The sequence below is a fragment of the Alsobacter sp. KACC 23698 genome, from assembly GCF_045348435.1.
Taxonomy (GTDB): domain Bacteria; phylum Pseudomonadota; class Alphaproteobacteria; order Rhizobiales; family Beijerinckiaceae; genus Alsobacter.
Window position 1 is genome coordinate 4,009,237 of sequence record NZ_CP157484.1, and the last position, 22,624, is coordinate 4,031,860.

At 63.8% G+C, this 22,624-nt stretch carries 26 protein-coding genes and 1 tRNA gene; 8 read left to right on the top strand and 19 right to left on the bottom strand.

The annotated features are described in order from the left end of the window. Nucleotides 1-125 precede the first annotated feature (125 nt). The 3 genes from ABEG18_RS19100 (at nucleotide 126) to ABEG18_RS19110 (ending at nucleotide 2,113) form a co-directional block, all read left to right on the top strand. A complete protein-coding gene (locus ABEG18_RS19100) occupies nucleotides 126-449 on the top strand; it encodes a hypothetical protein (RefSeq protein ID WP_406854631.1) in 324 nt (107 codons plus the stop codon). After that, on the top strand, nucleotides 446-1,903 hold the full coding sequence (locus tag ABEG18_RS19105) for a methyl-accepting chemotaxis protein (RefSeq protein ID WP_406854632.1): 1,458 nt from the start codon (nucleotides 446-448) through the stop codon (nucleotides 1,901-1,903). Before ABEG18_RS19100 ends, ABEG18_RS19105 begins: the two co-directional genes overlap by 4 nt. 134 nt (nucleotides 1,904-2,037) lie before the next feature. Further along, nucleotides 2,038-2,113: transfer RNA gene (locus tag ABEG18_RS19110), tRNA-Glu, on the top strand. Nucleotides 2,114-3,234: 1,121 nt separating this feature from the next. Here ABEG18_RS19110 and ABEG18_RS19115 read toward each other — a convergent pair. The 5 genes from ABEG18_RS19115 to ABEG18_RS19135 all read right to left on the bottom strand — a co-directional run bounded on the left by ABEG18_RS19115 (nucleotide 3,235) and on the right by ABEG18_RS19135 (nucleotide 8,011). Continuing rightward, nucleotides 3,235-3,618 carry a hypothetical protein gene (locus ABEG18_RS19115; RefSeq protein ID WP_406854633.1) on the bottom strand — a complete coding sequence of 128 codons (384 nt, stop codon included), beginning with the start codon at nucleotides 3,616-3,618 and terminating at the stop codon, nucleotides 3,235-3,237. A 624-nt stretch (nucleotides 3,619-4,242) separates the two neighbouring features. Beyond that, on the bottom strand, nucleotides 4,243-5,229 hold the full coding sequence (locus tag ABEG18_RS19120; protein WP_406854634.1) for a hypothetical protein: 987 nt from the start codon (nucleotides 5,227-5,229) through the stop codon (nucleotides 4,243-4,245). Between the two features lie 536 nt (nucleotides 5,230-5,765). Further along, nucleotides 5,766-6,656: an ADP-ribosylglycohydrolase family protein gene (locus tag ABEG18_RS19125; RefSeq protein WP_406854635.1), complete on the bottom strand. Its 891-nt coding sequence runs from the start codon at nucleotides 6,654-6,656 to the stop codon at nucleotides 5,766-5,768. A gap of 109 nt (nucleotides 6,657-6,765) precedes the next feature. Then, the gene (locus ABEG18_RS19130; protein WP_406854636.1) at nucleotides 6,766-7,077 is read right to left on the bottom strand and encodes a hypothetical protein; all 312 of its coding nucleotides are present in this window, start codon (nucleotides 7,075-7,077) and stop codon (nucleotides 6,766-6,768) included. Between the two features lie 223 nt (nucleotides 7,078-7,300). After that, nucleotides 7,301-8,011 carry a hypothetical protein gene (locus ABEG18_RS19135; RefSeq protein ID WP_406854637.1) on the bottom strand — a complete coding sequence of 237 codons (711 nt, stop codon included), beginning with the start codon at nucleotides 8,009-8,011 and terminating at the stop codon, nucleotides 7,301-7,303. Nucleotides 8,012-8,353: 342 nt separating this feature from the next. On the opposite strand from ABEG18_RS19135, the gene ABEG18_RS19140 reads away from it, so the two are divergent. The 3 genes from ABEG18_RS19140 to ABEG18_RS19150 all read left to right on the top strand — a co-directional run bounded on the left by ABEG18_RS19140 (nucleotide 8,354) and on the right by ABEG18_RS19150 (nucleotide 9,754). Further along, complete coding sequence (locus ABEG18_RS19140) at nucleotides 8,354-8,701, top strand: hypothetical protein (protein WP_406854638.1); 348 nt, start codon at nucleotides 8,354-8,356, stop codon at nucleotides 8,699-8,701. A gap of 432 nt (nucleotides 8,702-9,133) precedes the next feature. Continuing rightward, the gene (locus tag ABEG18_RS19145) at nucleotides 9,134-9,463 is read left to right on the top strand and encodes a DUF6894 family protein (protein ID WP_406854639.1); all 330 of its coding nucleotides are present in this window, start codon (nucleotides 9,134-9,136) and stop codon (nucleotides 9,461-9,463) included. A 42-nt stretch (nucleotides 9,464-9,505) separates the two neighbouring features. Beyond that, the gene (locus ABEG18_RS19150) at nucleotides 9,506-9,754 is read left to right on the top strand and encodes a hypothetical protein (RefSeq protein WP_406854640.1); all 249 of its coding nucleotides are present in this window, start codon (nucleotides 9,506-9,508) and stop codon (nucleotides 9,752-9,754) included. 304 nt (nucleotides 9,755-10,058) lie between these two features. Here ABEG18_RS19150 and ABEG18_RS19155 read toward each other — a convergent pair whose 3' ends face one another. From ABEG18_RS19155 to ABEG18_RS19190, 8 genes are all read right to left on the bottom strand, one after another. Further along, a complete protein-coding gene (locus ABEG18_RS19155) occupies nucleotides 10,059-10,787 on the bottom strand; it encodes a PRC-barrel domain-containing protein (protein WP_406854641.1) in 729 nt (242 codons plus the stop codon). 202 nt (nucleotides 10,788-10,989) lie between these two features. After that, complete coding sequence (locus ABEG18_RS19160; RefSeq protein ID WP_406854642.1) at nucleotides 10,990-11,382, bottom strand: response regulator; 393 nt, start codon at nucleotides 11,380-11,382, stop codon at nucleotides 10,990-10,992. A 357-nt stretch (nucleotides 11,383-11,739) separates the two neighbouring features. Next, nucleotides 11,740-12,750: a sensor histidine kinase gene (locus ABEG18_RS19165; protein ID WP_406854643.1), complete on the bottom strand. Its 1,011-nt coding sequence runs from the start codon at nucleotides 12,748-12,750 to the stop codon at nucleotides 11,740-11,742. 266 nt (nucleotides 12,751-13,016) lie between these two features. Continuing rightward, on the bottom strand, nucleotides 13,017-13,307 hold the full coding sequence (locus ABEG18_RS19170; protein WP_406854644.1) for a hypothetical protein: 291 nt from the start codon (nucleotides 13,305-13,307) through the stop codon (nucleotides 13,017-13,019). Continuing rightward, on the bottom strand, nucleotides 13,304-13,612 hold the full coding sequence (locus ABEG18_RS19175; protein WP_406854645.1) for a hypothetical protein: 309 nt from the start codon (nucleotides 13,610-13,612) through the stop codon (nucleotides 13,304-13,306). Before ABEG18_RS19175 ends, ABEG18_RS19170 begins: the two co-directional genes overlap by 4 nt. Before the next feature lie 284 nt (nucleotides 13,613-13,896). After that, nucleotides 13,897-14,448, bottom strand: coding sequence for an extensin family protein (locus tag ABEG18_RS19180; RefSeq protein ID WP_406854646.1), 552 nt, complete (start codon nucleotides 14,446-14,448; stop codon nucleotides 13,897-13,899). A gap of 1,112 nt (nucleotides 14,449-15,560) precedes the next feature. Continuing rightward, on the bottom strand, nucleotides 15,561-16,073 hold the full coding sequence (locus ABEG18_RS19185; RefSeq protein WP_406854647.1) for a Cache 3/Cache 2 fusion domain-containing protein: 513 nt from the start codon (nucleotides 16,071-16,073) through the stop codon (nucleotides 15,561-15,563). Nucleotides 16,074-16,690: 617 nt separating this feature from the next. Next, nucleotides 16,691-17,062 (bottom strand): hypothetical protein, encoded by a 372-nt coding sequence (locus ABEG18_RS19190; RefSeq protein ID WP_406854648.1) that lies wholly within the window; start codon nucleotides 17,060-17,062, stop codon nucleotides 16,691-16,693. Nucleotides 17,063-17,167: 105 nt separating this feature from the next. Between ABEG18_RS19190 and ABEG18_RS19195 the strand changes: the two genes are divergently transcribed. Beyond that, the gene (locus ABEG18_RS19195; protein ID WP_406854649.1) at nucleotides 17,168-17,416 is read left to right on the top strand and encodes a hypothetical protein; all 249 of its coding nucleotides are present in this window, start codon (nucleotides 17,168-17,170) and stop codon (nucleotides 17,414-17,416) included. Here ABEG18_RS19195 and ABEG18_RS19200 read toward each other — a convergent pair. The 4 genes from ABEG18_RS19200 to ABEG18_RS19215 all read right to left on the bottom strand — a co-directional run bounded on the left by ABEG18_RS19200 (nucleotide 17,400) and on the right by ABEG18_RS19215 (nucleotide 19,483). Next, a complete protein-coding gene (locus ABEG18_RS19200; RefSeq protein WP_406854650.1) occupies nucleotides 17,400-17,603 on the bottom strand; it encodes a hypothetical protein in 204 nt (67 codons plus the stop codon). The genes ABEG18_RS19195 and ABEG18_RS19200 overlap by 17 nt on opposite strands. A gap of 87 nt (nucleotides 17,604-17,690) precedes the next feature. After that, on the bottom strand, nucleotides 17,691-17,915 hold the full coding sequence (locus tag ABEG18_RS19205) for a hypothetical protein (protein WP_406854651.1): 225 nt from the start codon (nucleotides 17,913-17,915) through the stop codon (nucleotides 17,691-17,693). A 3-nt stretch (nucleotides 17,916-17,918) separates the two neighbouring features. Further along, a complete protein-coding gene (locus ABEG18_RS19210; RefSeq protein ID WP_406854652.1) occupies nucleotides 17,919-18,815 on the bottom strand; it encodes a Ku protein in 897 nt (298 codons plus the stop codon). 287 nt (nucleotides 18,816-19,102) lie between these two features. Beyond that, the gene (locus ABEG18_RS19215) at nucleotides 19,103-19,483 is read right to left on the bottom strand and encodes a cupin domain-containing protein (RefSeq protein WP_406854653.1); all 381 of its coding nucleotides are present in this window, start codon (nucleotides 19,481-19,483) and stop codon (nucleotides 19,103-19,105) included. 1,097 nt (nucleotides 19,484-20,580) lie between these two features. Here ABEG18_RS19215 and ABEG18_RS19220 point away from each other — a divergent pair. Further along, complete coding sequence (locus tag ABEG18_RS19220; protein WP_406854654.1) at nucleotides 20,581-20,865, top strand: hypothetical protein; 285 nt, start codon at nucleotides 20,581-20,583, stop codon at nucleotides 20,863-20,865. Between the two features lie 122 nt (nucleotides 20,866-20,987). On the opposite strand, the gene ABEG18_RS19225 is transcribed toward ABEG18_RS19220, so the two are convergent. Both ABEG18_RS19225 and ABEG18_RS19230 read right to left on the bottom strand, forming a co-directional pair. After that, complete coding sequence (locus ABEG18_RS19225; RefSeq protein WP_406854655.1) at nucleotides 20,988-21,530, bottom strand: hypothetical protein; 543 nt, start codon at nucleotides 21,528-21,530, stop codon at nucleotides 20,988-20,990. 337 nt (nucleotides 21,531-21,867) lie between these two features. Further along, nucleotides 21,868-22,542: a recombinase family protein gene (locus tag ABEG18_RS19230; RefSeq protein ID WP_406854656.1), complete on the bottom strand. Its 675-nt coding sequence runs from the start codon at nucleotides 22,540-22,542 to the stop codon at nucleotides 21,868-21,870. Between the last annotated feature and the right edge of the window lie 82 nt (nucleotides 22,543-22,624).

Below are 22,624 nucleotides of genomic sequence, written 5' to 3' on the forward strand. Positions count from 1 at the left end.
CGGGGCGGGCGAAATGTCGCAGGCCCCCCCGGCCACGAGCGCCCCATTCGCCGGCTTTCCGCGCCTTGCGCGTAGCACTTCTTCAAACCTTGCGACGCATGGTGGGCCGTCAACGCGAGCCCCCCATGAGAACGTTTCTTCTGACCGCCGCCTTCGTGTGCGCGCCGCTCATCCCCGCCGTCCTGGCCCGCTCCGCCCCGGAGCCCCGGGGCCCCGTCGCCGTCGTGGTCAACCCGTTCCGGGCCGAGGGCGCGCTTGGCGTCGTCGCCGCAGCCGACGGCCGGGTGGTGCGCCTTGGCCGCTGGCCGTTCATCGCCGTCGCCGAGACGGACGGGCCTGACGCCGAGGACGGCGCCTTCCGCGACCGCCTGAGCGCCGCCGGCGCCTGGCTCGTGCTCGATCCCCTGGGGCTCGGCGCCTGTCTCGAGCCGCGCGGAGCGGCCTCGTGACGAGCCTTTCTGAATTTCGCCGCTGGGTCGGCGCCCGCTTCATCGCGTTCCTGTGGTTGAACGCGGTCGCGCTTCTCGTCCTGCAGGCGTTGGCGCCGTCGCGCTACGGTCAGGCGATCCTGATCACGGGCCTCGTCGGCACGCTCGCCTGCACCCTGCTGTGGCGGCACGACCGCACGGGGCTGAACACGCGCCTGTGCACCGGCCTGATGGCCGCCGGCTTCGCGGCGCTGTTCCTGGCCAGCGCCGAATCCAGCGGCGTCGTGGTCGACGCCCACATGTACTTCTTCGCCATGCTGGCCATCACGGCGAGCTGGTGCTGCTGGCGCTCGCTGGCGGCGGCGGCGGGGTTCATCCTGCTCCACCATCTGACGCTGAACGCGATCTACCCGGCGGCCGTCTTCCCCGAGGCCTCCCATATCGGGCGGGTGGCCCTGCACGGCTTCATCGTGGCGGTCGAGGTCTCGGCGCTGGCCCTGATCGCCAGCCGGCTGGTCCAGAGCTTCAAGGCCACCGAGGCCGCCATGGAGGAGGCCGCCGCCGCCAGCCGCGTCGCCACGCGTCTGGCCGACGAGGCCGCGGCCCGGGCCGAGCTGGACGGCGCGGCCTTGCGCTCCCTGCGCGAGACGATCGCGGACGCGCGCAGCAGCGTGACCTCGCTGCTGGAGGGCATCCACGCCTCGGCCACGGAGCTGAAATCCACCAGCCAGCATCTGGCGAACTCGGCCACCGATTCGGCCGCCACCGCCGCACGAGCCGAACAGGCGGCGCTGGCCTCCAACGACGGCATCTCGCTCATCAACGTCTCGACCCAGGAGCTCACCAAGGCGGTCGCCGAGATCGGCGAGCGCATGAGCGACACCGCCTTCCTGATCGAGGGCGGCACCACCAAGGCCTTCCAGACCCGCCAGAAAGCGGCGGACCTGTCGGAGGCCATGAGCCGGATCGCCAACTTCGTCGACGTCATCCGCAACTTCGCCGCGCAGACGAATCTCCTGGCGCTGAACGCCACGATCGAGGCCTCGCGCGCCGGCGAGGCCGGGCGCGGCTTCAGCGTGGTCGCCAGCGAGGTGAAGCATCTGGCTGGGGAGACCGCCAAGGCCACCCTCGCCATCGAGAGCCAGGTGCAGGAGATCCGCACCGTCACCGACGTGACGGTCGACGCGGTCACGGCCGTGGTCACCGTCATGCAGTCGGTCGACGGCCAGGCCTCGGAAATCGCGGCCGCAGTGGAGCAGCAGCACGCCGCCACGCACGAGATCGCGTCCGTGATCCAGAACCTGGCCCGCGACACGATGATCCTCGGCGCGCATGTGACGGACGCGACGCGGGCGGCCCAGAGCACGCTCGCGGCGGCCGACGTGGTGGGCGCGGCCTCCGACGCCATGCAGCGGACCGCCGACCGCCTGCGCAACGAATTCGAGCGCGTCATCGCTCGCCTGCTGGCCGCCTGAGCGGCTCGCCGGCTACTTCAGCGCCGGTCCGCCCGGCGCGCTTTTTCCGATCCGCCCCCCGCATTTGCGCTTGAAGCGCCCGGCGGGGGTCGGTATAGGAGGGCTCCCGCGGCGGCCCAGCCCGCCAGCGAGCCGCTCCCATCGTCTAGCGGTCTAGGACGTCGCCCTCTCACGGCGAAAACAGGGGTTCGAGTCCCCTTGGGAGCGCCAACGTTTTCAAAGGGTTACGTAGCTCGAAGCCGAACTCGTCCAATATACGTCGAATAAGCGCCCTCGTACGTGGTCGGACAGTGATGGACGTCTAGGCGGGACGAGCTATTGCCCGTGCGCCTTTTAGCCGCTCCCATCGCCGTTCGATGGAGGAGGGCGAATTATGGTGGCAGGCTGGGCGGTGCCTACTCTGACCCGCGAGAAGCAGTGGGCGCGATACGGCGGTTCTCGAGGCGGTAAGCCCACCAGGCCCAGATCGAAGCCGTTGAGGCGCTCCCTGCCGACGCCCTGGGCAAGCTGAATGCTGGCCAAGTGGTCCGACGCTACTGACCGTAGGTGCCCCGTCGGATAAATCGGATACGCGCGCGTGAGCGATGGCCCGGCATTCCGGCCATATTAATAGGGAGCGAGATCAATTTCGTTGGCTCTCGTACGCGCATATCCGATTTATCCGATTGTCGGACAAATCGGACGGCGTAGCTAGCGACTGGAAAAGGGCCTGACGACCACGGCTGAGGCCTCGGCGTGAAACCCTCCCGGGCGACGGGGGCCTGCCGGACGGGCAGCCTGGCGCTCATCTAAGCCAGCATGTCGGCATCCGTCGGGCTTTCCAACTTGCCTCGTGCGCGGGCGCGTACTGCTCCGAAAACCCCTTTTGGGGACTCCGATGATCCCCTGAGGGGAAAGGCTGTGACCTCACCCGCAACTAGGCACGGCGCATTGCGGCTGGGATCAGTCGGCTCCCCAGCCCGCCGGTACGCTCCCGCAGATACGGACCGCGCGCTCGGTCGAAACACTGGTCAGAGCGGCGCTACGCGGAACAGTTCTCATGCTCGGCCTGACCACTCCAGCCGGGCTGTTTCCTCCCACCTCCCCGCTCCGAGCGGGGTTCTTTTTGCCTGGAGCGCGTTACGGGCCTAGGAGGCCTGCTGGCGGGCTTTGGCGCGTCTCCGCTACCGCCCCTAGCAGGCTGCCCGGCCTCCGCCCGTCCTGACTCACCCCTGAGTCACGCTGTGGCCGTCTGCTCCCGCTCTGGCGCTTTGTGCGCCGCCGCTCTGCAGCCGTCCGCCGCTGTATTCAGTCCTGCATTTGCAGCGGGATGTGGCCTAGCCATCTTCCGATCAGGCCCGACGTTCTGGCGAGATGATCCGCCACAAGATCATCTTCTGACCCGCCACCTTCCCGAAGTGCTCGGTCATCGGCACCGGAGTGCATTTATCTAACGCGGCCAAAGCCGCCGCGATGAACTTCCTCTGGGTGTCCTGATCGCCTGTCAGCTTCGAATAGGCGACTAACGGCTTTCCTCGCAAAACTCCGATGTGATTGAGGCTGAACCGCAACGTGATTTCTGAGCCCTCGCTCCCGGCGGGCAGAGAGACGCATTGGCCGAGGAACGCGAACAATTCTTGGATCGTGTTCGGCGCTCGGGATATGGGCCGCTGCTGAGCGATTACCGGGGCACTCAGCCCGGCAATCATTCCCGCAATGGCCAGGAAGAACTTCATCTTAGCCTCCAAAGCAATCAAGCGCCAAAGGTCACCTTCGGAACTCGACCCCGCTGCGTTCAATCCATGACCAAGGTGATCGTCCAGTCGCGCCAATGCGAGTAGGAATCCGCGATGTGCGAGCCCCTTAGTTCGCTGACAGACGAAGTTCATCGCGCAAGGTGGAGACCGCTATCCCGCATCGCCTCCCAGGAAGCGCAGGATAAGCGGCGCATGCCGCCGATAGCGCCGGTGTGATCGGCATGCCTCCTTGGTGTCCCGCTCACCAAGCGCAGATCGTGGCCTGCTTGTTAGTCCAGCAGCCCTTTGAACGTGAAACAGTCCCTAGAGGCGTGTGGGCGTGGTTGGCCCCCTCCTCCTCATTCCAGAACGCCTCGGCGACCCCCTCCGTCGTAACCCGCACATTTGCGAAATAGTGGACACGACCGGTTCTGCCAACGTCCATGATTTGGAAACTACCGTCCTTTTCCGCCGAGAACTCGCACCGGTTCTGGATGTATGTGCGTCCCTCGACAACGAGCAGGCACTTCGCTGTCTTAGCGAAGCCACTCGTTGGGAAAAGTGCCAATACGCCGACGGAGAATACCAGCAAGCCGTGCAACACTATCTTACTCCTGACGGGGCCTACGGGTCGCAGGCGCTTTTCTCGACGCCGCGACGGAAGAGCGCCTTGGGCAGCCGGTCGCACCACGGCAAAAACCAGACATCAGTACTGCCGACTGCCGCCTCCTCGACCCGCCAGATGCCTGCGGTCCGGTGGAGGACAGCCTCTGTATGCACGTTATTTCCTATAATCTTGTAATGGGATGCGCGCGGCGTCTCCAGGACGCGCACTGGCTGCCCCCCAGGACGCTGCGGCATAACCTGCATGAAGGCCCAGTCGCCCGCCACCTTGATCTCGTAGGCGCGAAACTCAATCGGCGGGTTCAGTTCCACTTCGACTGAGGGGCGCAATGCGTTCATCAACTCCGCGCGAAGCGGCGTTCCCGGGGATACACTGTAGGCGTCGCCTGGCGGAGAAGCTGGGGCACGAGCCATGGCGGCGAGTTTGCGCCTACTGCCGGGATAATCCACCTCGGCCGCGATGCCCAGCAAACGAACAACTTCAGCATACTCGTAGCCGGGCTCCGCCAGCAGGGCATTGGCGAGATTGAAGGCTCCTTCCGGATAGGACTGCTCGGCCGCGAGCGCAAAAAAGCGCCTCGCCGCGGCGGGGTCGCGCGTCAGGCCCTTGCCCTGCCTGTGTAGTTCTCCAAGGTTATTCGCTCCGCCTGGATGACCAAGCGTCATGGCTTTGCGATAGGCGTCGATGGCGTCCCTAACCCGGCCGACGCGCTCCAGCACGCGTCCCAGCTGAAACCAAACTCGCCCGCTGGTTGGAAAGCGTCCGGCGGCGTCCTCGCAGGCTTTTATCGCCTGGTCAGGGATGCGTTCGTAGGTGACACCCTGCGTCACACGCTGCGGATCGAATGGAAATGCAGCGAGCGTGTCGCATCTAGTAAGCTCCTGCCCCAGTGCAGCCGAAGAAGAAAGAAGGAAGAGAGCGGCAAAAGCGGAGATTTTACGGGTAAGCACGTTATTTCCTATTTCGGCATATGCCTTGCTGAGCATGCTTTTCGCAATACGCGTTCGCCATTCCCACACTAGAAAAGAAATATACGAGCTCCGGCGGTTCGCTCCCAGTCACACAAAACCTCACGAGGCGCTCAACGGCAACCTTGGGGTCTGTTCTGCCGCTTTCAAGTGTGCCCCACATAAAGAACACGTCGTCGTTGTGCTCTTGCATCTTGGCCCAGTTCGTGCAACTCGCAGTTGTGGGTTGGCGCGGCTTAGCCGTCAGCTGAGGCATAGTCGCGTAGGATGCGCTCGTCAGAGCAAGGGTCAGGACTGCCGCCAAAGCTAGGGCTTGTTCATTCTTCTTCATATGCAGCGAAACCTACTTTGAGCCACACGCCTGAAACGAGCGTCCGAGCCTAGCCGCGTGCAATGGCTAGCAGCTTGGGACTTTCTGCCGGCCCTAAGCCACTCATTTAAGCGGAATTCGGGTCGGATGGGGCGACCGTCTGTCGGGATGGTTGAGAAGGTGTGTTCACGAGCCCGTATGCGCGTATGAGTTCGGCAAATCACGCGCCGTCATCCCAAGAGGGCTAGCCGAGGCGGACGAGGTCTGACGCAAGCGCCTCTAGCTTGTTGCGCCAAGCCAAAGGCTCAAGCCAGCGCTTCGGAATGGCGGAGAGGCCATAGCGGGCGCCTGCAATTTGGCCAGCTACCGCGCCGACCGTGTCAGCGTCGCCGCCCAGATTGACGGCCATGACGAGTGCATCCTCGAAGCTGTGCGTGGAATGCACCGCCCAGAGCGCCGCCTCCAATGTGTGAACGACGTAACCCGATGAACGAATCTGTTCGCGGCCCTTGTTCCGATAAGTCCCCGCAGCGACCTCGCTGATCGGCCGGCAGTCGAAGCGCGGCATAGATAGCCCGCTCTCCTCACCGCGGATGAAGTTGCGCAGCACTTCGACCAAGAACACACAACCTTCGATGCAGGCTGGGGCTGCGTGCGTCAGACGGCATTGGTCCGCCGCCATTCGTCGACCTCTGGCCGCATCTGACACTGTGATCAGTGCAACCGGAGATAGCCGCATAATTGAGCCATTACCGGCCGATTCCGGATCGGTCGAACCGGCATAGGGCTCTCCGGTCTTATGGAACTGGTTCAGCGCCAGCCGGGTGGTGATGCCGATGTCGAAGCAGGTTCCCGTGCAGGAATAGTCGCCGTGGTCGGCCCAGCGGACAAAGCGCTTCATGACATCAACGGGGTCAAACTCCGGATGAGCGATCAGGCTCTCGGCAAGTGCGATCGCCATGCTGGTGTCATCGGTCCACTGGCCTGGATTGAGCGCGAAGGGACCGCCGCCTAGCATTTCCGTGTGATGGGGGAGTTCGTCACGCTCCTCGAACTCGAGGGTGGCTCCGAGGGCATCCCCGACAGCGAGGCCGATGAGAGCGCCGTAGGCGCGATCCTGGATAGGCGGTAACATTCGGGTGATCTCTCCTCGTCGGATGACGGCTGCTGCCTAAGAGTGCTGAGGAGAATCAGACCCCCGGAGTGGAGGTCTCATTTCCTTGCTGACATACAGAGGACCTGAGTCAGACCTTCCCGAGGCAGCGTGCGAGTAGCTTCACGACGTCTGGGTAGGTGAAGATCTCCTGAGAGAGATTTTCGGGCTCAAAGCTCACGTAGGTATTTTCATGATACTTGCCGTGGGTGCCGCCATGGAAGCGAATGACGCGGCCGTCCGGGCCATGGACCTGGTAGTTGGGCTGCTTGCCGTCGCCCATGTTGCCAATGCGGAGCCAGACGTCCTCCTTCGGACCTAGGCCGGCCGTGCCCATGGTACCCATGAGGCCACGGAAGTAGTTTGGATCGGTAACGAGTTCCCAAGGACGCTTGCTGTTCATAGTATTTCTCTCAGGTGCGGTGTGGTGAGCAGGTATGTGTTTAGTTCGTTAGCACCGTGGGCGCTTGGCCCAGGGCCTAACCAGCCACGTATCGAGACTCCGCTGGCTGCGCCTTGACGGAGGACACCCATACTAGGTGGTAAGCGCTAGCGGACGGGTTTTTGCGATCCGGCTACAATGGTCGGAACGGCCGCCCGAAGTCGGCCCTCGCTTAAGGCCAGAGTCAGCCCCGGATGGTGATTTCAATAGCGTCTGGGCTCACGCCAAACGTCGCGGCTAACCCGTCTTTGGCCTCCTGGAGCGTAAGGGACCGCCGAGAAGTCGCCGGGGTGGTTTCCGGAACTTCGGGGGCAACGGGCGAGACCTTTTCGAGTTCAACCTCGGCCACAGAATCCTCCGAACTTGAAGTCCACTCGATCATCTCTCGAAAGAATATCTCTCCGACTTCGAGAAGATACCCGGCCGCGCGACCAGGCCCCGCTCGCAGTGCACCTGCTTTGTCGAATGGCAGAAACTGAAAACCGGTCTGCTGCAGTCGCTCTGCTTGATCGTATGCCAGCTTGGCCCGCCGAATAATTTCGGCGGGATCAAACTTGTAGATCTGAACCTCCTTAGCATTCGGCCATTCGTCCAGCGTTACGACCAGTAGAACGTCCACCTTCTCCAAAAGCCCGAATTCTCCGGCCTCATTCCGGGGGACACTCAGCCACCGATCCGCGGCCGTCTTAATTCCAAATCGAACAGTTTCTCCAGCCTTGGCGGCTTCGAAGCCGTGCGCCCCAGGCACTCGCAGGGAATCCCCTATCGCGTAGCCCTTGCTCTCAAGGGCTTTCTTGGCAATCTGGGTCAGGAGACTCCTTCTCTCGGCCTGCGCTGCCGCCTTTTCCTGCCTTGACATCTCAATTGCAGGGAGCAATTTGCGGGGAAGTTTCATGGCAGTCCTCACTGTTGGTCCGTCTATGTGGCGAGTAAGCCACATCCTAAGGATTATAGCAAGGACAATCTTTTGTATGGTCGCTAGGGTCTGTCAAACAGGGTTAAGGAATCCGCCCCTGAAGCGTGAGTGGCCGGTCAAGGGCCGCCCGAGGAACAAGTCCGGCGGCGCTTGCCACACCCCGTCCTGGTCCGTTCCCGTTGACCCTGACGAGCCCGCAGACGATCCTCAGGGCGTCCACCGACCCCTAACCACCCCGCCAACAATCAGGCCGGCTGCGATCCGCATTCGGGCCCCGCAAGGAGTTTGCCCGCATCCATGGAAGCCACGGGAGGGTCACGCATGAGCGCTCTTCGCGAGTTCGCCGACAGGGCTCTGGAGACGAACCGGATCGGCTTTGGCGACCTCCGCCGGCTGCAGCGGGACGTGCTGCCGCTGCGGATCACGACCACGGATGAGGCCGAGCTGTTGCTGGCGATCGATGGCTCCCTGGTGCGCGCCGATCGAGACTGGACCGACTACCTGACTGACGCCGTCGGCGAGTTCACCCTATGGGGAATGGGTCCAGCTGGGCGCATCACCCAGGCCAAGGCGGACTGGCCCCCTGGCAGCATTGGCTGCGGCGCGAGCGAAGACCGCGTCGGCGGTCCTGCGCCAGCTCGCGACCCAAGCTCCGCAGATCGATCCTGACGTGCGCATCGCGGGTCGTGTGGGCTCACGGGGGCGGGCCGAAGCGGGCACACCATTAAGCCGCCGGCGGGGCGTGAGAGAGCGTGCTTCTACGGAGCATAGCCCTGTTCGGATCGCGCCCTGGGCGCCATGGGGCTCGCCTGGGTACCAGGTCGCCTACCGTTGTGGCTGACGCGGACGACGCTGAGATCTCCAGCGCTCGTCATGCATGCAATTTGTGCACTGCAGCACTTGTCATGCTGCGCTGCACACCCTAGCTTCCGAGTGTGGCCAGCGATGGCCATAGCCCTCCTTGGGCGTTTCCTCCCTAGACTTGGGGCCGCTCTTCGGGGCGGCCCTCTTTATGTCTAGAGGCGCGGACCCTAGCGGATGGGAACATAATAGCAAGCACGGGATTGATGGAAATCCGCCGCCTCTGAGCAGGAGGTCAGTGTGCCGCTGTTCTTCTTTCACATCCGGGATGGTGAGGACTTATTGCGCGATGAGCGGGGGGCGGAGTTTCGCAACCTCCGTGAAGCCGTGGATGAGGCCATCAGCGGGGCCCGGGAGGCCGCGGCCGAGAAGGCCCGCACGGGAGTGGACACCTCGAAGCTCCGGTTTGAGATCTGTGGCGAAGGAAGCATGTTCGCCTTCCCATTTCCCGCTCCCACTCGCGATGCCAACTTTCTCGAGACCTCAGGGCCCACTCAGCCTTCGAGCTTACTCGTTCAAGCGGGCCGATGGCTCTGGCGCCGCAACCTTGGGACGTCGATCTATCGGTAGCGTGCGCCAGATCTGAACCTCGACCAGCGGAGGTGCCGCCGAATGGCCGCCCAGGAGTCTGAGATCGACATGGTTCGCCGGCACGTTCGCGACGGAATGAAGTGTGTCACACGCCAGCAGCAGGTCGTCAGCCAGCTGCCGCTCGGAGGGCGGTCGCGCGAGTTAGCGGAGGCGCTGCTGCGGCAGTTCGAAATCGTCCAGAATGAGCACTCGAGCCACCTCGCCAGGCTGGAGTTCGAGCTTCAGACAGAGTCATCGCAAGAAATCGACCCGGCGCTGTCCGAACTCTAGTACGACGTCGCGCCCGAGGCTCGCGGCAAAGAGAACCCCGCAAGGGCGGGGCGGAGTTGTCGGAAACGGCCCCGCGGGGAAGGATCGCCGGACCCTCAGACTGTACCCCCTCCTGCCGTTCTGACCAGCTAATCGCGAGTGCGCCCGAGCAAAGAAAACCCCGCCGAGGCGGGGTGAGGTGGTGAGCGGGCAGTATGCTCACTCTCGGTCTTTGCCGAGGCGCTTAGTCCTACAAGGGAAATTCAGCCACGGGAAGCTACTTACCCTCTCCGCTGATGGGCGCTCTGCCGCGCTCGGCCCTAGTTCAGGGGGAAGCGAACAGCTTGTCGTTCCGATCGCGCCAAGCCTCGTCAGAGAGCCAGCGGTAGTCCTGGTCGGGCATCAACGGGATCGCCTTCGCCTTCGCCTGTGACATCGGGAGGAAAAAGCTGACCCGCTCCTGCGAGACCTTCAAGGCCCGGATTGGGACGACGATGCTGTCCTTTCCCGGCGTGAAGAACCCACCCGCAGCGACGATTGCATAGTCCCGCCGGTCTTTCGTGCCGAACACGAAATTTCTGACCTCCCCAATGATCTTGTCGTCGGAACTGCGCACCTCGGCGCCGATGATCTCGTCAGCCCGCATCCCGGGCGCCAGGTCCTCAATGTTGACCAGCGGCTTGGCGCCCTTTCGGTCGCGCTCGCCCTTCACGGCGCCGCGAGAGGCTTGCGGTTTCGTGGCGTCCATCTGCGCTTCCGCGTCTTCCTCGTCATTGCCGCCGAGCGTCTCCATCGGAGGTCCAGAAACAAGCTCCCGGATCGTCGCCACGAGCCGCTCGCATTCATCCTGGCGTCCATAGGACCACAGCGTGAATGCGGCGTCGCGCAAGCTGCGAAGGTCGCGCACGCTCTGCCGGTTCGCAGGGCCCCTGAACTCCGGACGTATGCGAATCGCCTCCTCCAGCTTCGCGTCCGCGATCTGGCACTCTGCGAGGGCTTGCGTCGCTGTTAAGCCAAGAAATGTCAGGCAAAGCAGGGCTCTTGTGAGCTTCATGCGGGTCGACTCCTGAAGGCCGCGGATGGGCAAGATCTGATAGGCTTGGCCAGATCTGGGCTCGATGCCTCGGCCAACGCGATGGCGTCGAGCAACTTGACGATCTGCTCCAGCAGCGGCTCGTCTGTGAAGGCCTCAGACGTTGAGCGACGCAGAACAATGACGTTCGCACCGAGCCTGGACCACGACGTGTCTCCCTGGCTCAGCAAACGTCACCCTGGTTCATCAGCCCCGCGATGGCGGTTATGACTTGAGCTGGCACAAAAGGCTTCGTGATCAGAACGCTGTTCGGCACCCCGTGACAGGCCCATTCGGCCGCGGCCGCGCCGGTTATGTAAATGACAGGAATAGCAGGAGCGAGTTCACGTGCACGGCGTGCAATGTGCCAGCCGTCGGGACCCGCGGCCAGATGCGCGTCGGTGATGATTCCGACAAACCGGCCCACGTCTTCTTCGATTTCCTTCGTGGCTTGATCACCGTTCCTGGCGCAAACAATGTCGAACCCGGCTTCCTGCAAGGCGCCCTGAAGCATTTCAACGATAAGGTACTCGTCCTCGGCAAGAAGGATGGAGGATGCTGAAACAGATTTTTGCAATTTTTGTCCCTTGCGGGCTTAAGCCAAGTCTCAAACCATAATGGAAACACCTATTGATCAATATGGTTGCAATTTATTTAGTAATTAATTGATGTGGATAATGTCGCACCCACTGCATGTGTCATAAAACGGCTATTCGACTCTCGGGCCCACTCTGGACCCATCAGCCCAAACATGATGGCTTCCGGACGATATGCCGCCGTGCTGACTAAGAGAGCGGTGTCTGGAGCCGAAACTCCCTCAAATGGGCCGGAAGACGCCCAAGACTGCAACGGGCCTGCTGAGCCTTCCCTTTGCCGGGCGGGCCCGAATAGATGATGCCGCCATCCTCCCTTTGGGGCGTTCATTCGACCACCATTATCCGGCGAGGCGCTCCGGGCTTACTTGCAAGGTAACCACGATGCCGTTCTCGGCCCAGTGGTAGTCGATTGAGCCGCGCAGGTGCCCGGTGACGCTGCGCTCGATGAGCTTAGTCCCATAGCCACCGGGGCCCGTAGGGGCCCTGACCTTTGGTCCTCCGCTTTCAGTCCAGATCACGGTAACGGACTTATCGTGAGCCGAGCACGAAACGTCCAGAAGGCCCGTATCAACCGACAAGGCCCCGTATTTAAGGGAGTTGGTCGCAAGCTCGTGCACGACCATCGCCAGGATGGTGGTGGCCGATTCCCCGACGCGCATTCTAGGCACGGACACCCGAATGCGCCCGCTGAAGGCGCCGAGATCGTCATAGGGCGCAAGCAGCACGGTGAGCAGATCACCAAGCAGCGCCGAGGCGGCCTCTGTCTGGCCTGGGACTGGCCGCACGAGGTCGTGCGCACGGCCCAGGGCCGTCAACCTGAGCGTCAGTTCGCGGGCCATGTCCTTTGTCGTGGTGGTCGAGCGAGAAGTGATCACGGCGAGGCCAGACGCGATGGCAAGAAGGTTTTTGACCCGATGGCTCATCTCGCCCGCAAGAAGTTCGCGGCTCTCCTCCGCCTGCTTGCGCCCCGTGACGTCGATGAAAATGCCGAACATGATCCGCTTGATTATGCCGGCGTCGTCGCCTTGGCCGCGGGCCGAGATCCATTTGAGTTCGTCACCGATCATAATCCGAAAATCCATCTCATACGGACCAACGAGCGATCGAGTCGCCGTGAAGGCCGCGCGGACCCTGTCACGATCGGCGGGATGAATGTGAGCGGAGAGATCTTCGAATTTGACGTCTACGCCGCGCGGGATGCCCCAGAGGTCATAAGCATTGTCATCCATCGCAAAGGCGTCGGTGTCCACGTTCCATGACCAGAGAGTGACTCCGGCCGCTTCAATCGCCCGCTCCAAGTTCTTGGGTTCCCAGAGAAGGGGCTTCAAGGCTTCCGCTGTGGTTGTCATTCACACTCCTGTACCCGGCCATCGCTGACGGCAAAGGCCGCGCTAGTTGCAATGTGCCTATCCGTCATCGCCAAGTGCAGCAAGCGTGCCTGGCCAAGGGATTACAGGTATCCTCGGACTTGAGGCGGGTGAGCGGGGGGCCAAGCCCATCACCCCGGCCTTGAAGGATTGCCGCCCGGCCCCGGGCTCTTTGCTGGGTGAGGGAACCGGCTCGCGCCACTCTGACCAGCCTTTTTGACGAGCCTTCATGGCTACCCCGGCCGTAATCATTGCGGCCGTCCCACCCAATCCGGCAGTCGCGCGATCCCGACAGCAATCCGCCGCGCCTCGTCGGGCGTCAGGTCGCCTGCTTCAGGGTCGCTGTGGTAGACGGCCGCCAGCCGGATGCCGCTCGCGTCGGTGACGGAAAACCAGGTTTTCCGGTCCTCAACGAAGAACGGCCCCTGCGTCCCGGGCGGGAATGCCGCCGATCCGACGTCGCGGGCATAGCGTGCGTCGGCTATGTCTGGGCCGTACCGTCGGCCACCCCAGAGCAACCAGGCGGGGGGTTCGATCACGCCCTCGCCGTCAACAATCCAAACACGACCGCATCCGCCTCGGTCTCCGCCGTGATCCAGTGAAACCCCCCGCCTCCAGCCGCCGGCTGCACCGTGACGTTGTGGGCCGAGGCATCCGTCAGCGCCGCCTCGACTGCTCCCGGATTACGGATCAATTCCTTGACGTTCACCGTGGTCATCCAGTCGCGGAAGGCTCTACCGCCCAGTTCCGCCGCTGCCTCTGGCGTGAGCGCGCTCTCTGGCACCAGCAACTCGGACCATAGACCCGACCCCGGATGGCGATACCACACCCACCTTTCACCCATCTGCCTGTCTCCGCGCAACTCCAGTCTTGACCCGCCGCGTGCCATCACCGAGCGGCCCGAAATGAGCGGCTCTTTGGTCCGGGCGATCGGGACTAGGGTAACCAAATGTTAGCCGGGTCGGCGCACTTTAAGGTTGTACTGCGTTGCGACATTCGAGGCCCGTCACTGCCCCTCCGGTGACGGGCTTTGTCGCTTCTGGCTAGGCGCGTCCTGAAATGCGCGATCTCGTCAAGCGCGCAGCGCATGGGCAGCGCTAAACTGCTTCGGCAGCCGTCCCGACGACGCTATTCGCAGATGCGGTAGCCGCCGTTGCGGCCTCGCAGGTCGAGATGGAGATGGTCGGCGTGCTCGGCGTTGGCGCCCGGCCCCAGCACCGTTGTGAAATACCGGCAGGCGCCGCTGCGTACTGCCGTGGCAAAACGGCCCTCTGGCGTGTCCGTGCCGGTCTGCCCGACAGTGACGCTGGCCCGCTTCTCGAATGCGAAGCCGGAGACGTCGACCGCGTTGGCGAAGGCGTGCTCGCTCAGCTTGGCTCCGGTCTGGTGGTTCTGCGACCGACACTCGTAAGAGGTGCCGATAGCGATGCGCTTGACCGCCGTGTTCAACTCGCGGCCGGCCGCCACGCTGACAACTTCGCGCGACCATAGTGCGAGCGCCTCGGCAGCGGGGCACGTGAGGGTGATGGGGGGCGAGAGCGTTACCCCGTCGGGAAGGCCTGAAACCTCGAAGGGATGGGGCGCGCCGCAAGCGCCATTCTCGATCGCAGCGAGCGGCTTGGCCACAACGCCCAGCCGGGCGAGCCGGTCCGCGCAGCCGTCCTCCGGCCCGGGCTGCACCTGCTCTCCTTTGGCGATCGGTCGGTTCTGGACCGGAGGCGGCAGGCTTTCCAGATCGCGCGGGCGTTCGGGGGGGAGCGGGGCGAACACGGCAGACGGCCGGGGAGGGGGCGGCGGTGCGGCGCTCTCCGGCTCCTGAGCCGACCGGCTCTCGGCCGCACCCCAGGACGGCTGCGCTCCACTGAGCGCCAGGGCGGTCGAGGCTGCGCCAGCCAGGAGCGTCGATCGGATCACGGACGGAAGGGCTGCTTTGCTCACCCTCCCCCAACGCTCACGCTGCGGGCGGGTTCGCGCCGTGACTGGAGCCGCTACGAGGCGCAAGGACGCCTTGGCCTGCGACAGCGCGCCCGTGCACCTCACGCGGGTCCGACGAGCCTCCACGGCCATGGAAATCGGGTCGCCAGGGCAATTGAGCGCGTAGGGAAGTTACGGGTGGCAACATCGGCGGGCCGACGGGCCGCGCCGGGTCGTGTCCCCAGCGGTGGTGTAGCTGATCGGTGGCCACCGGCGATCTCCGGGTAGGGTCGGGTTGCGCACACGCACCTGACCAGAGGATCACCGATGACGAGCTGCTGCTTGCCATCGACGGCGCCCTGGCGCGTGCTGATCGGGATTGGACCGACTATCTGACGGACGCCGTGGGCAGTTCACCCTGTGGGGGTTGGATCCAGCCCGGCGCATTGACCGGGCCAAGGCGGACTGGCTCGTCGCCGCGGCCTCGGCAGCCCAGGCCAGAACCGCAGCCGCTATAATGCGGGATCTCGCGCGGCAGGCGCCTAGGGTCGACGTTCCCTAGCGATGGCCTGCTCGGTCCCAGCGCAGAGCGGACCACCACTAGCCCGTCGGGTTGCCGGCCTGGGCTCCAATTTGGGGGTGCTGGGCGCCAACCCCTGCAACCGGAGGTCTTGCACGGAGGCCGCACCGTGCGGGTGTCGTCCGGCGAGTTGAGAAGCCGGCAGATCCCCGCCGCGATGCGCCTCGCCTCGTCGCGGGTGAGGTCGCCCGCGGCAGGGGTGTCCCAGTAGACCCAGGCGACCTGCCGTCCTTCGCCAAATCACGAAGCCTTCTGGCCCGTGGGCGCGCCGTGGACGCGAGGCCGGAATGCGCGGCCGCTACTGCTTGAGGTAACCGACGTAGTAGATGCCGATCACGTCACCGCGTGCGTCCTGCATGGGCTCGTAGGCGGTGAGGTACGGCTTGCCGAGGATATCGACCTCACCAGCGAACTTACCGCCCGTCCGAAGAGCCGCAATCGCCTTGCCCTTCGGGTCCAGGATGGTTCCGACCGCGCGAGAGCCGTCGGGTTTCTTCACATTCGTCGCGATGCGGACGAAGTCTTCTCCCGTTTTCACAAACAGGGTGGCCGTGCCTCCCTTCTCCTTCTGGACTGCGTCAACCAGGGCGAAGTCGCCGTTCATCCTCGTCGTCCCGAAATACAGGATCGGCGTCTTGCGCCCCTCGACCTCCTCCTCCCCTTTGAGGGTTGGGGTGCCGAGTTGCGCGGTCTTGGCCTTGAGGAGCTGCATCGCGGCCTGAACGTCGGCGGCGGATTGGGCCTGCAGGGGCGTTGGGGCCCCGGCCAAAGCCCCGGCCAAGGCCAGCCACACGAAGACGGCTTTGTCCATGGTAGCCTCCCCTGAGCCTCGCAGCGCGTGCTACGGCAGCATCGGGCTGGAGACCCGCACGGAAAATTCCAGATCCAATCTCCGTTTTTGTCAATCGGCGAGGTTGACAGGATAACGCACGCATGACGAGGCCGACTTACCGCAGGATGAAGGCCGCGCCGAGTGGTCGTCGGCTACGTCTGGGCCGCCATGCTCTCGGTCACCCCCGAACACGACCGCGTGCGCGAGGCCACGTCACACAGGCCAAGGCGGCCTAGCTCTCAGCCGCACTGGCGAGCCGGCCTTGCACAGACAGCAAAGGTCGTCTGGTCAAAAATAGCCCCGTCGGAACGGGGCTGAGGTGCTTAGGGGCGCTCGGAGTGGCTGACCCGAGCGCCTCAGCGTAGCCCCGCTCGATGCGCCGTCGCCATAGCCCGTAGGCACGAGGCAGCCAAAAACGGCAGCCGGCGGGCGGCCTAAGCCATCAGGTCAGGTCGGTTGTCAGGAACACGAGCTGCGCGCCGAGATTGATGGGGGTGAGTGAAGTGAAGATCACTCTCGAACCTCAATCACCTAAGGCCCTGCCGCGGATCGCATCCCCGCGAGCAGGGCTTTTTTCGCGTGACCGACCCGCGTCCTCATTGCGGCCGTCCCACCCAATCCGGCAGTCGCGCGATCCCGACAGCAATCCGCCGCGCCTCATCGGGCGTCAGGTCGCCTGCTTCAGGGTCGCTGTGGTAGACGGCCGTCAGCCTGATGCCGCTCGCGTCGGTGACCGAGAACCAGGTTTTCCGGTCCTCAACGAAGAACGGCCCCTGCGTCCCGGGCGGGAACTCCGCCGATCCGACGCCGTGCATAAGATCAGGCATGCTGGCGATCATCTCCGCCATTGCCCTCGCCTGGTCGGGCGACATCATTACGCTGCCCGTACTCCGGTAACCCGTGGTGTCGCCGTAGCAGTAGGCCAGCCAGGCGCCGTTCGCGTCGGCGACGCGGAAGCCGGCCGGCATGGGGTGGCGGGAAGCGGCGGGTCATGGTCTTGTGGCTGCACATTGAGTGGTTGGGACTCGAACGTTTTGTCGCTTTCAGATCAGGTTTTGAGGATCCTCTGCGAGGTGTGGAACCCGTTGGAACTGCCCTCTGCTGAAGCGGAGCCGCAGTACCTCACCCCCGCCTACGCCATCACCGACATCATCAACCGCGGCCAGAACGAAGCCGCCATCGTCATGGTGATGTATCGCTTTGAACGCGAGCACGGCTTCAGTTGGGCTGTTTCCGCGCGCAACAGCGCGGTTCGTCTCCTCCTCGGTCTGAAGCCGGAAAGCGAGCCTCCTGCGCTGCGGGAACCTACCGACCGGTTTTAATCGCCGGTTCCGGATCGATCCTCATGAACGTTACGCCGACCTCGTCCAGCCCAAGGTCCGGCAATGCGCGTCTGAGTTCGGCAAAGGCGTCTCGGCTCGCGTCCTCGATATCGCTCGCCGACTGCACCTGAATTGACACCTCGCCAAGCGCGAGGCCTCCTTTTCGGAACACGGCCTTGAACATCATCGAGCCACTCCGTTGCGCCGAGCGGACGCGGGACGCTGCGTCACTGAGCCAAACGGTTGCCGCTGGGATTGGCTCCTCAATGGCGGGTCATCGCGGTGGTTTGCCGTCCTCTTCGAGCGCGTCAGACAGCGCCTCAAGCTCTTCCGCCAGATGCGGAGAGATCGAGTAAGTCGGCTCGATCGCCTCGATCCGAGGGAGAGCTTCAGGGCACCGGGCCGATCGATTGAGAAGCCTGTCGGCCTCGCGGATATGGATCGCCGCCTGGGCGAGGGCGGCGGCGGCCTCGTGCTTGCTGACGTGAAAGCGTGGCATGTCTCACCCCCGCTTCCGTGCGCTGCCTTTGGCCTTGGCGGGCGCCGGCGCTTTCTCCTTCGTCGTCGCCCGAGATTTCGACGCCGCGATGGGCTTCGGCCTGGCTTCGGCGACGGCGGCCCGCTCGGTCTCCAGGCTCTTGCGTAAGGCGTCCATGAGGTTGACCACGTTCTGAGGCCGAGGAGCCGCGGCGGCCTCCACGGCCGGCGCGCCGGCCTGCTTGGACCGCAGCATCTCGACCACGGCAGTTTCGTAGCGATCTTCGAATTCAGCTGGATCCCAATGGCCGGCCTTGCGATCCACGATCACATGCGCGAGGTCCTTCATCTCGGCTGGGATCGCCAGATCGGGGATGTCCTCGAAATAGGCCGCCGCGTCGCGGACCTCATAGCGGTAGCGCAGCACGGTCCCGAGCAGCCCCTTGTCCCAGGGCTCGATCATCAGGATCCGCTCACGGCGGGCGATCACCACGCGGGCGAGCGCCACCATGCCGCTGTCGCGCATGGCCTCGCGGATCACCGCGAAGGCCTCCTGCGCCACCCGGTCGTCAGGCGCGATGTAGTAAGGCGCGTCCATGTAGCGGGGATCGATCTCGGACCGCGGGACGAACTTCTCGATGTCGACCGTGTGAGTGCTCTCGATCTTCACCGCGTCGAACTCGTCGTCCTCGACCAGCACATAAGCGTTCTTCGCGACGGCGTAGCCCTTTACCTGGTCCTCGCCGGGCACCTCCTCGCCGGTGTCCGGATCGACGTAGATCCGTTTCACCTTGTTCCCGGTTTGCCGGTTCAGGGTGTTGAACGACACCCGCGAGGACGAGCTGGAGGCGGGATAAAGGGCGACGGCGCAGGACACCAAGGAGAGCTTCAGATAGCCCTTCCAGTTCGCACGAGGAGCCATCCTGGCCCTCCTTCAAACGCAACGCCGCAACTGGCCGACTGAACCTTGAGAGGGGCGAGTCGGTCCGCTTGAGCTTGAAGCGATGTGACCGCGAGGTACGACGGCGAGCCTGGGAGACCTCGGGGCAGCATTGCGCGGCGTGTATCGCCGAAGGGGGCCGACCAGGGGTGCCTTGCGGCGGCACCTGAGGCCCCAGCGCCGGTCGAGCGTGCGGGTCGGCCATGCTCGCTTCTCTGCTCCTTAAAGCACACGAATACCTAGCTGGGTGTTCGTTGGCGAAACAGGCCCTATCTCACCGGCTTCGCAAATTGCTCTGCGCTCATGACTTCAATTCCGACGAAGGGCTCGTTTCCCTCCACCCAAGCATCGTGGCCTGGTGGGATCGTGTAGGACATCCCGGGCTCCAGCGACTTCTCCGAGCCATTATCCAGACGGATTTTGAGGCGACCCGAGATCACATGTCCCATGTGTGACAGCTGGCAGCTGGGCGTGCCCGCTACTGGCTTGATGCATTCAGACCAACGCCATCCCGGCTGGAAGCGAAATCTGCCTATGGTGCAATCGTGTAGTCGCACAATCTCGACATCCGTAAGCTTCGGCGTCCGTCGTTCATCAGGGGAATCGTGTGAGCGCGTCTCGAATTGGCTGACTTTGATCGGTTCAGACATTCGACCCTCCCTCGTCGTTCTCAGGAGCTCGCGTCGATCAATATAGTCTCCGGAAGCGCACAAGTCACCGATGCAATGTAGTCGGAATTTGCCACCGGCGCGCTAACTGGTCCGCGGCTGGTCGCGAGGCGCTCTGTGGTTTGGGCGGGTCAGCCAACCTGGACCGTCGCCCCAACCAGTTCTTCCCCTGGGCATTCTTTCTCTGCCATGCAGCAGTGCAACCCGGGGCTAGGACAGGTTTTGGCCCGCTACGATGATCACCCCACAAGCCGAATAGAAGGCGAGCTTCGAGAGCAATAGAGCGATGCCCTTATCTGGCCGCTTCCACCTGCGTGGGATGCGCTCCTCGACCAGCTAATAAGCGGGGGCCGTCCCCCATGGGCGACAGACGCTGTTTTGCGATGGGAGATTAGTTCACGGAACCGTTCGGGCTTATGGGCATGGAGTTCGGATGCGTCTGCGTATTCCTGCCCACAAGCGCCGAACACCGGCCGGCTTCATCGGTCACTGTAAAAGGCAAACGGCTTGCGGCAGGTCAAGTTTTCACATATTCTACGCGTTAATTGGCCTGCCCGGCTGGGGAGCGGGCCTTCCTGGGCCCTCTGCAAGCGGATGTACCTTGCAGGGGGCTCATGCGTTCCGGGACAGCGATCCGAGCCGTTAGCGGTTTGCGGCAGACGGCAAGCCGTACAGGCCAAGATAGTCGAACAGCGCCGGCATCGCGTCGAGCCCGGCTTCAGCAGCCTCGGTCTCCTCCATCTCGATCAGCAGCGCAAGCATTTCGTCCGGGATTGGTTCTGCCGGGACGTCGAGAAAGGAGCCCTCATCTCGGTGGCGATGGCGTCTAGGATGACCTGCTGGTTGGAGTGCGGCATTGCTGCGTCTCACGTTGCAGCACAACAGTGCAGCTGCAGCCCGGAGTCGGGAACCGTCATCTTCGTACTTCACAAGCTTTATCGGAGCAGCGCGGCGTGGGCGCCACGGTTCTCCGTACGCCGCTTCGGGAACGGGATGCCGTACAGGTTCAGAGCACCCGGCCTTTTGTGGCCATCGCGGTTCGGACACGCTGTAGAGTGGCCGTTCACCGGAGGTCGGCTATGAGCGAGATCCCGAAGATTGACGCCCTGTTGGCCGAACTGCGCCAGGTTGCTGAGGGGCAGGGCGGCGAGCAGGCCCGCCTTCAGGAGATGATGGCTCGGGTGGACGCGTTCGAGCGCGAATTGCTCAACAACTCGTACGAGGAATCGGACGTCGACCGCGTCAAGGCGGCGATGGCCGAAGTTCGTGACCGGGTGGAGAGTTTTGGCGCGGAACTGGTCGGCCACTCGCGCGGGAGCCTCGTGTTCGAGCGCCTGGTCAACGAACTGCGGCGGCGGGCCTGACTGCGCTGTCAACGTGTCAACTGCGTCAATGAAGGGCCGTATCATGGAACCAAAAACGCGCCTCAGACCGTAGCGATGTAGCAGCTGTAGCAGCAGCTCACCCGCCAGGCTCAACGGCGCGCCTAATTCGGCGAGACACCGTGCATCTCGGCCCACTGGCGATAGGCATTCAGCGCATTCTCCGGAGCGGGGCGCACATAGGCGCGGACGTCGGATCCGTACCGAGCGGGGACCTCGTAGGCGCCGTGAAGGAAGGTATGCGGGATCGTTCCGCCCCACTTGGAAAGGACGAGACCCGCCTCGGCAACGCCGGCATGAACCGGACGACCGTCACCGTCGAAATAGAGAACCAAGGCTCCATCCGGCAGGGTGATCAGGTCAAGCTCGGGAAGGTACCGAACGATGGCGGCCATGAAGTCCGATCCGGGGAAGATACGTCCGCGCGTCCATTCGCGAATGTCCCCCGGGGCCAGCCCAAGCGCCTGCATGAAACAGTTCGTCGCCATGCGGGGCGCCCCAATCGCAACCAAGCTGATGGAATGCGGGTAGATCTCTTTGAGCTGCGCAATCGCAGTCACCTGAGCCCGAAGGCTCTCCAGAGCCTCATCGCCTCTCGCTAAGCGGTCCAGCTCAAGCCTTAATTCGTGAAGGTTTTGCTCCGTCATCACCTTCACCCCGCTGCATCTGGGCCTGCATTATCGGCGGGCCACGCCGTCGGCCGGTAGATGGTGCACTGGCCGATCCGCTCCTTCTCGAATGCCCCTTTCGGCGGGGCAGGGCGCTCGGTCGCAACGATGGCGCTGAAGTCGTTCGTGGCCGACGTCGCCGATGCCTGCTCTTCGGGTTCGCCTCGACCGCCGACCGGGTGGGGGTCGATTTCTGCCGCATCGTCGTCGTGGGTCTCCCCCAGGTGACAGGCAGCTACGCTGGCTACATTACTACGGTTCAGGCGGGCTCGCCGTGATCGCCGGCCTGAAGGTCGCTGCTACACTCGCTACTCTGCTACGGTTTGCCGTTCGCGGCTAAGCGTGCGAGTGCCTGCTTCACGCTGACGTGGCTTATTTTTATTCCGCGTTCCGCTATGCCGGCAGCGATCGCGCGAAGAGACTTCCCGGCCGCACGCGCCTCAGCCATCGCGCGGATCGCCTCCTGTTCGGCGGGGTTCTCGATCAAGGCTCCATGGGCGTCAACGCTGTAGCCGAAGGGGACGGAGCCGCCGAGGTATCGCTTTCTACTCTTCTGGTCGGCCTTGGCAGTGGATACGCGGTCGCGGATCCGGTCGCGCTCGGCTTCGGCTACGGCGGAGAGGATCGTGAATACCAGCTTTGCGATGCCGTTGGCCGTGACGTCGCCGCCCAGGTCGATCATATGGAGGTGCACGCCGAGGCGCTTCAGGTGCTCCAGGTTGCGCAGGGCGTCGCTGGCGCTGCGGAACATGCGGTCGAGCTTCGGGGTAATCACCACGTCCCCGGCGCGCAGGATCGCCAACAGTTCGCCGCCGGCCGCGCGCTCGATCAGCGGCTTGGAGCCGGAGACGCCGCGCTCCAAGAAGGTGCGCTCCACCTTGAGCCCGTGCATCAGCGCATAGCCACTAACGGTGCGCTCCTGGACATCGAGGCTGTCGCCCTCGTTCGCCTGCCGATCGGTGCTAACCCGGGTGTAGGCGTAGACGGCCATCGGAACCTCTGTAAATCTGTAAACCTGCAAGTTCACAGTCTCACGAGGCGCCATGCTTGTAAAGCCGCTATAGCGCGATTAC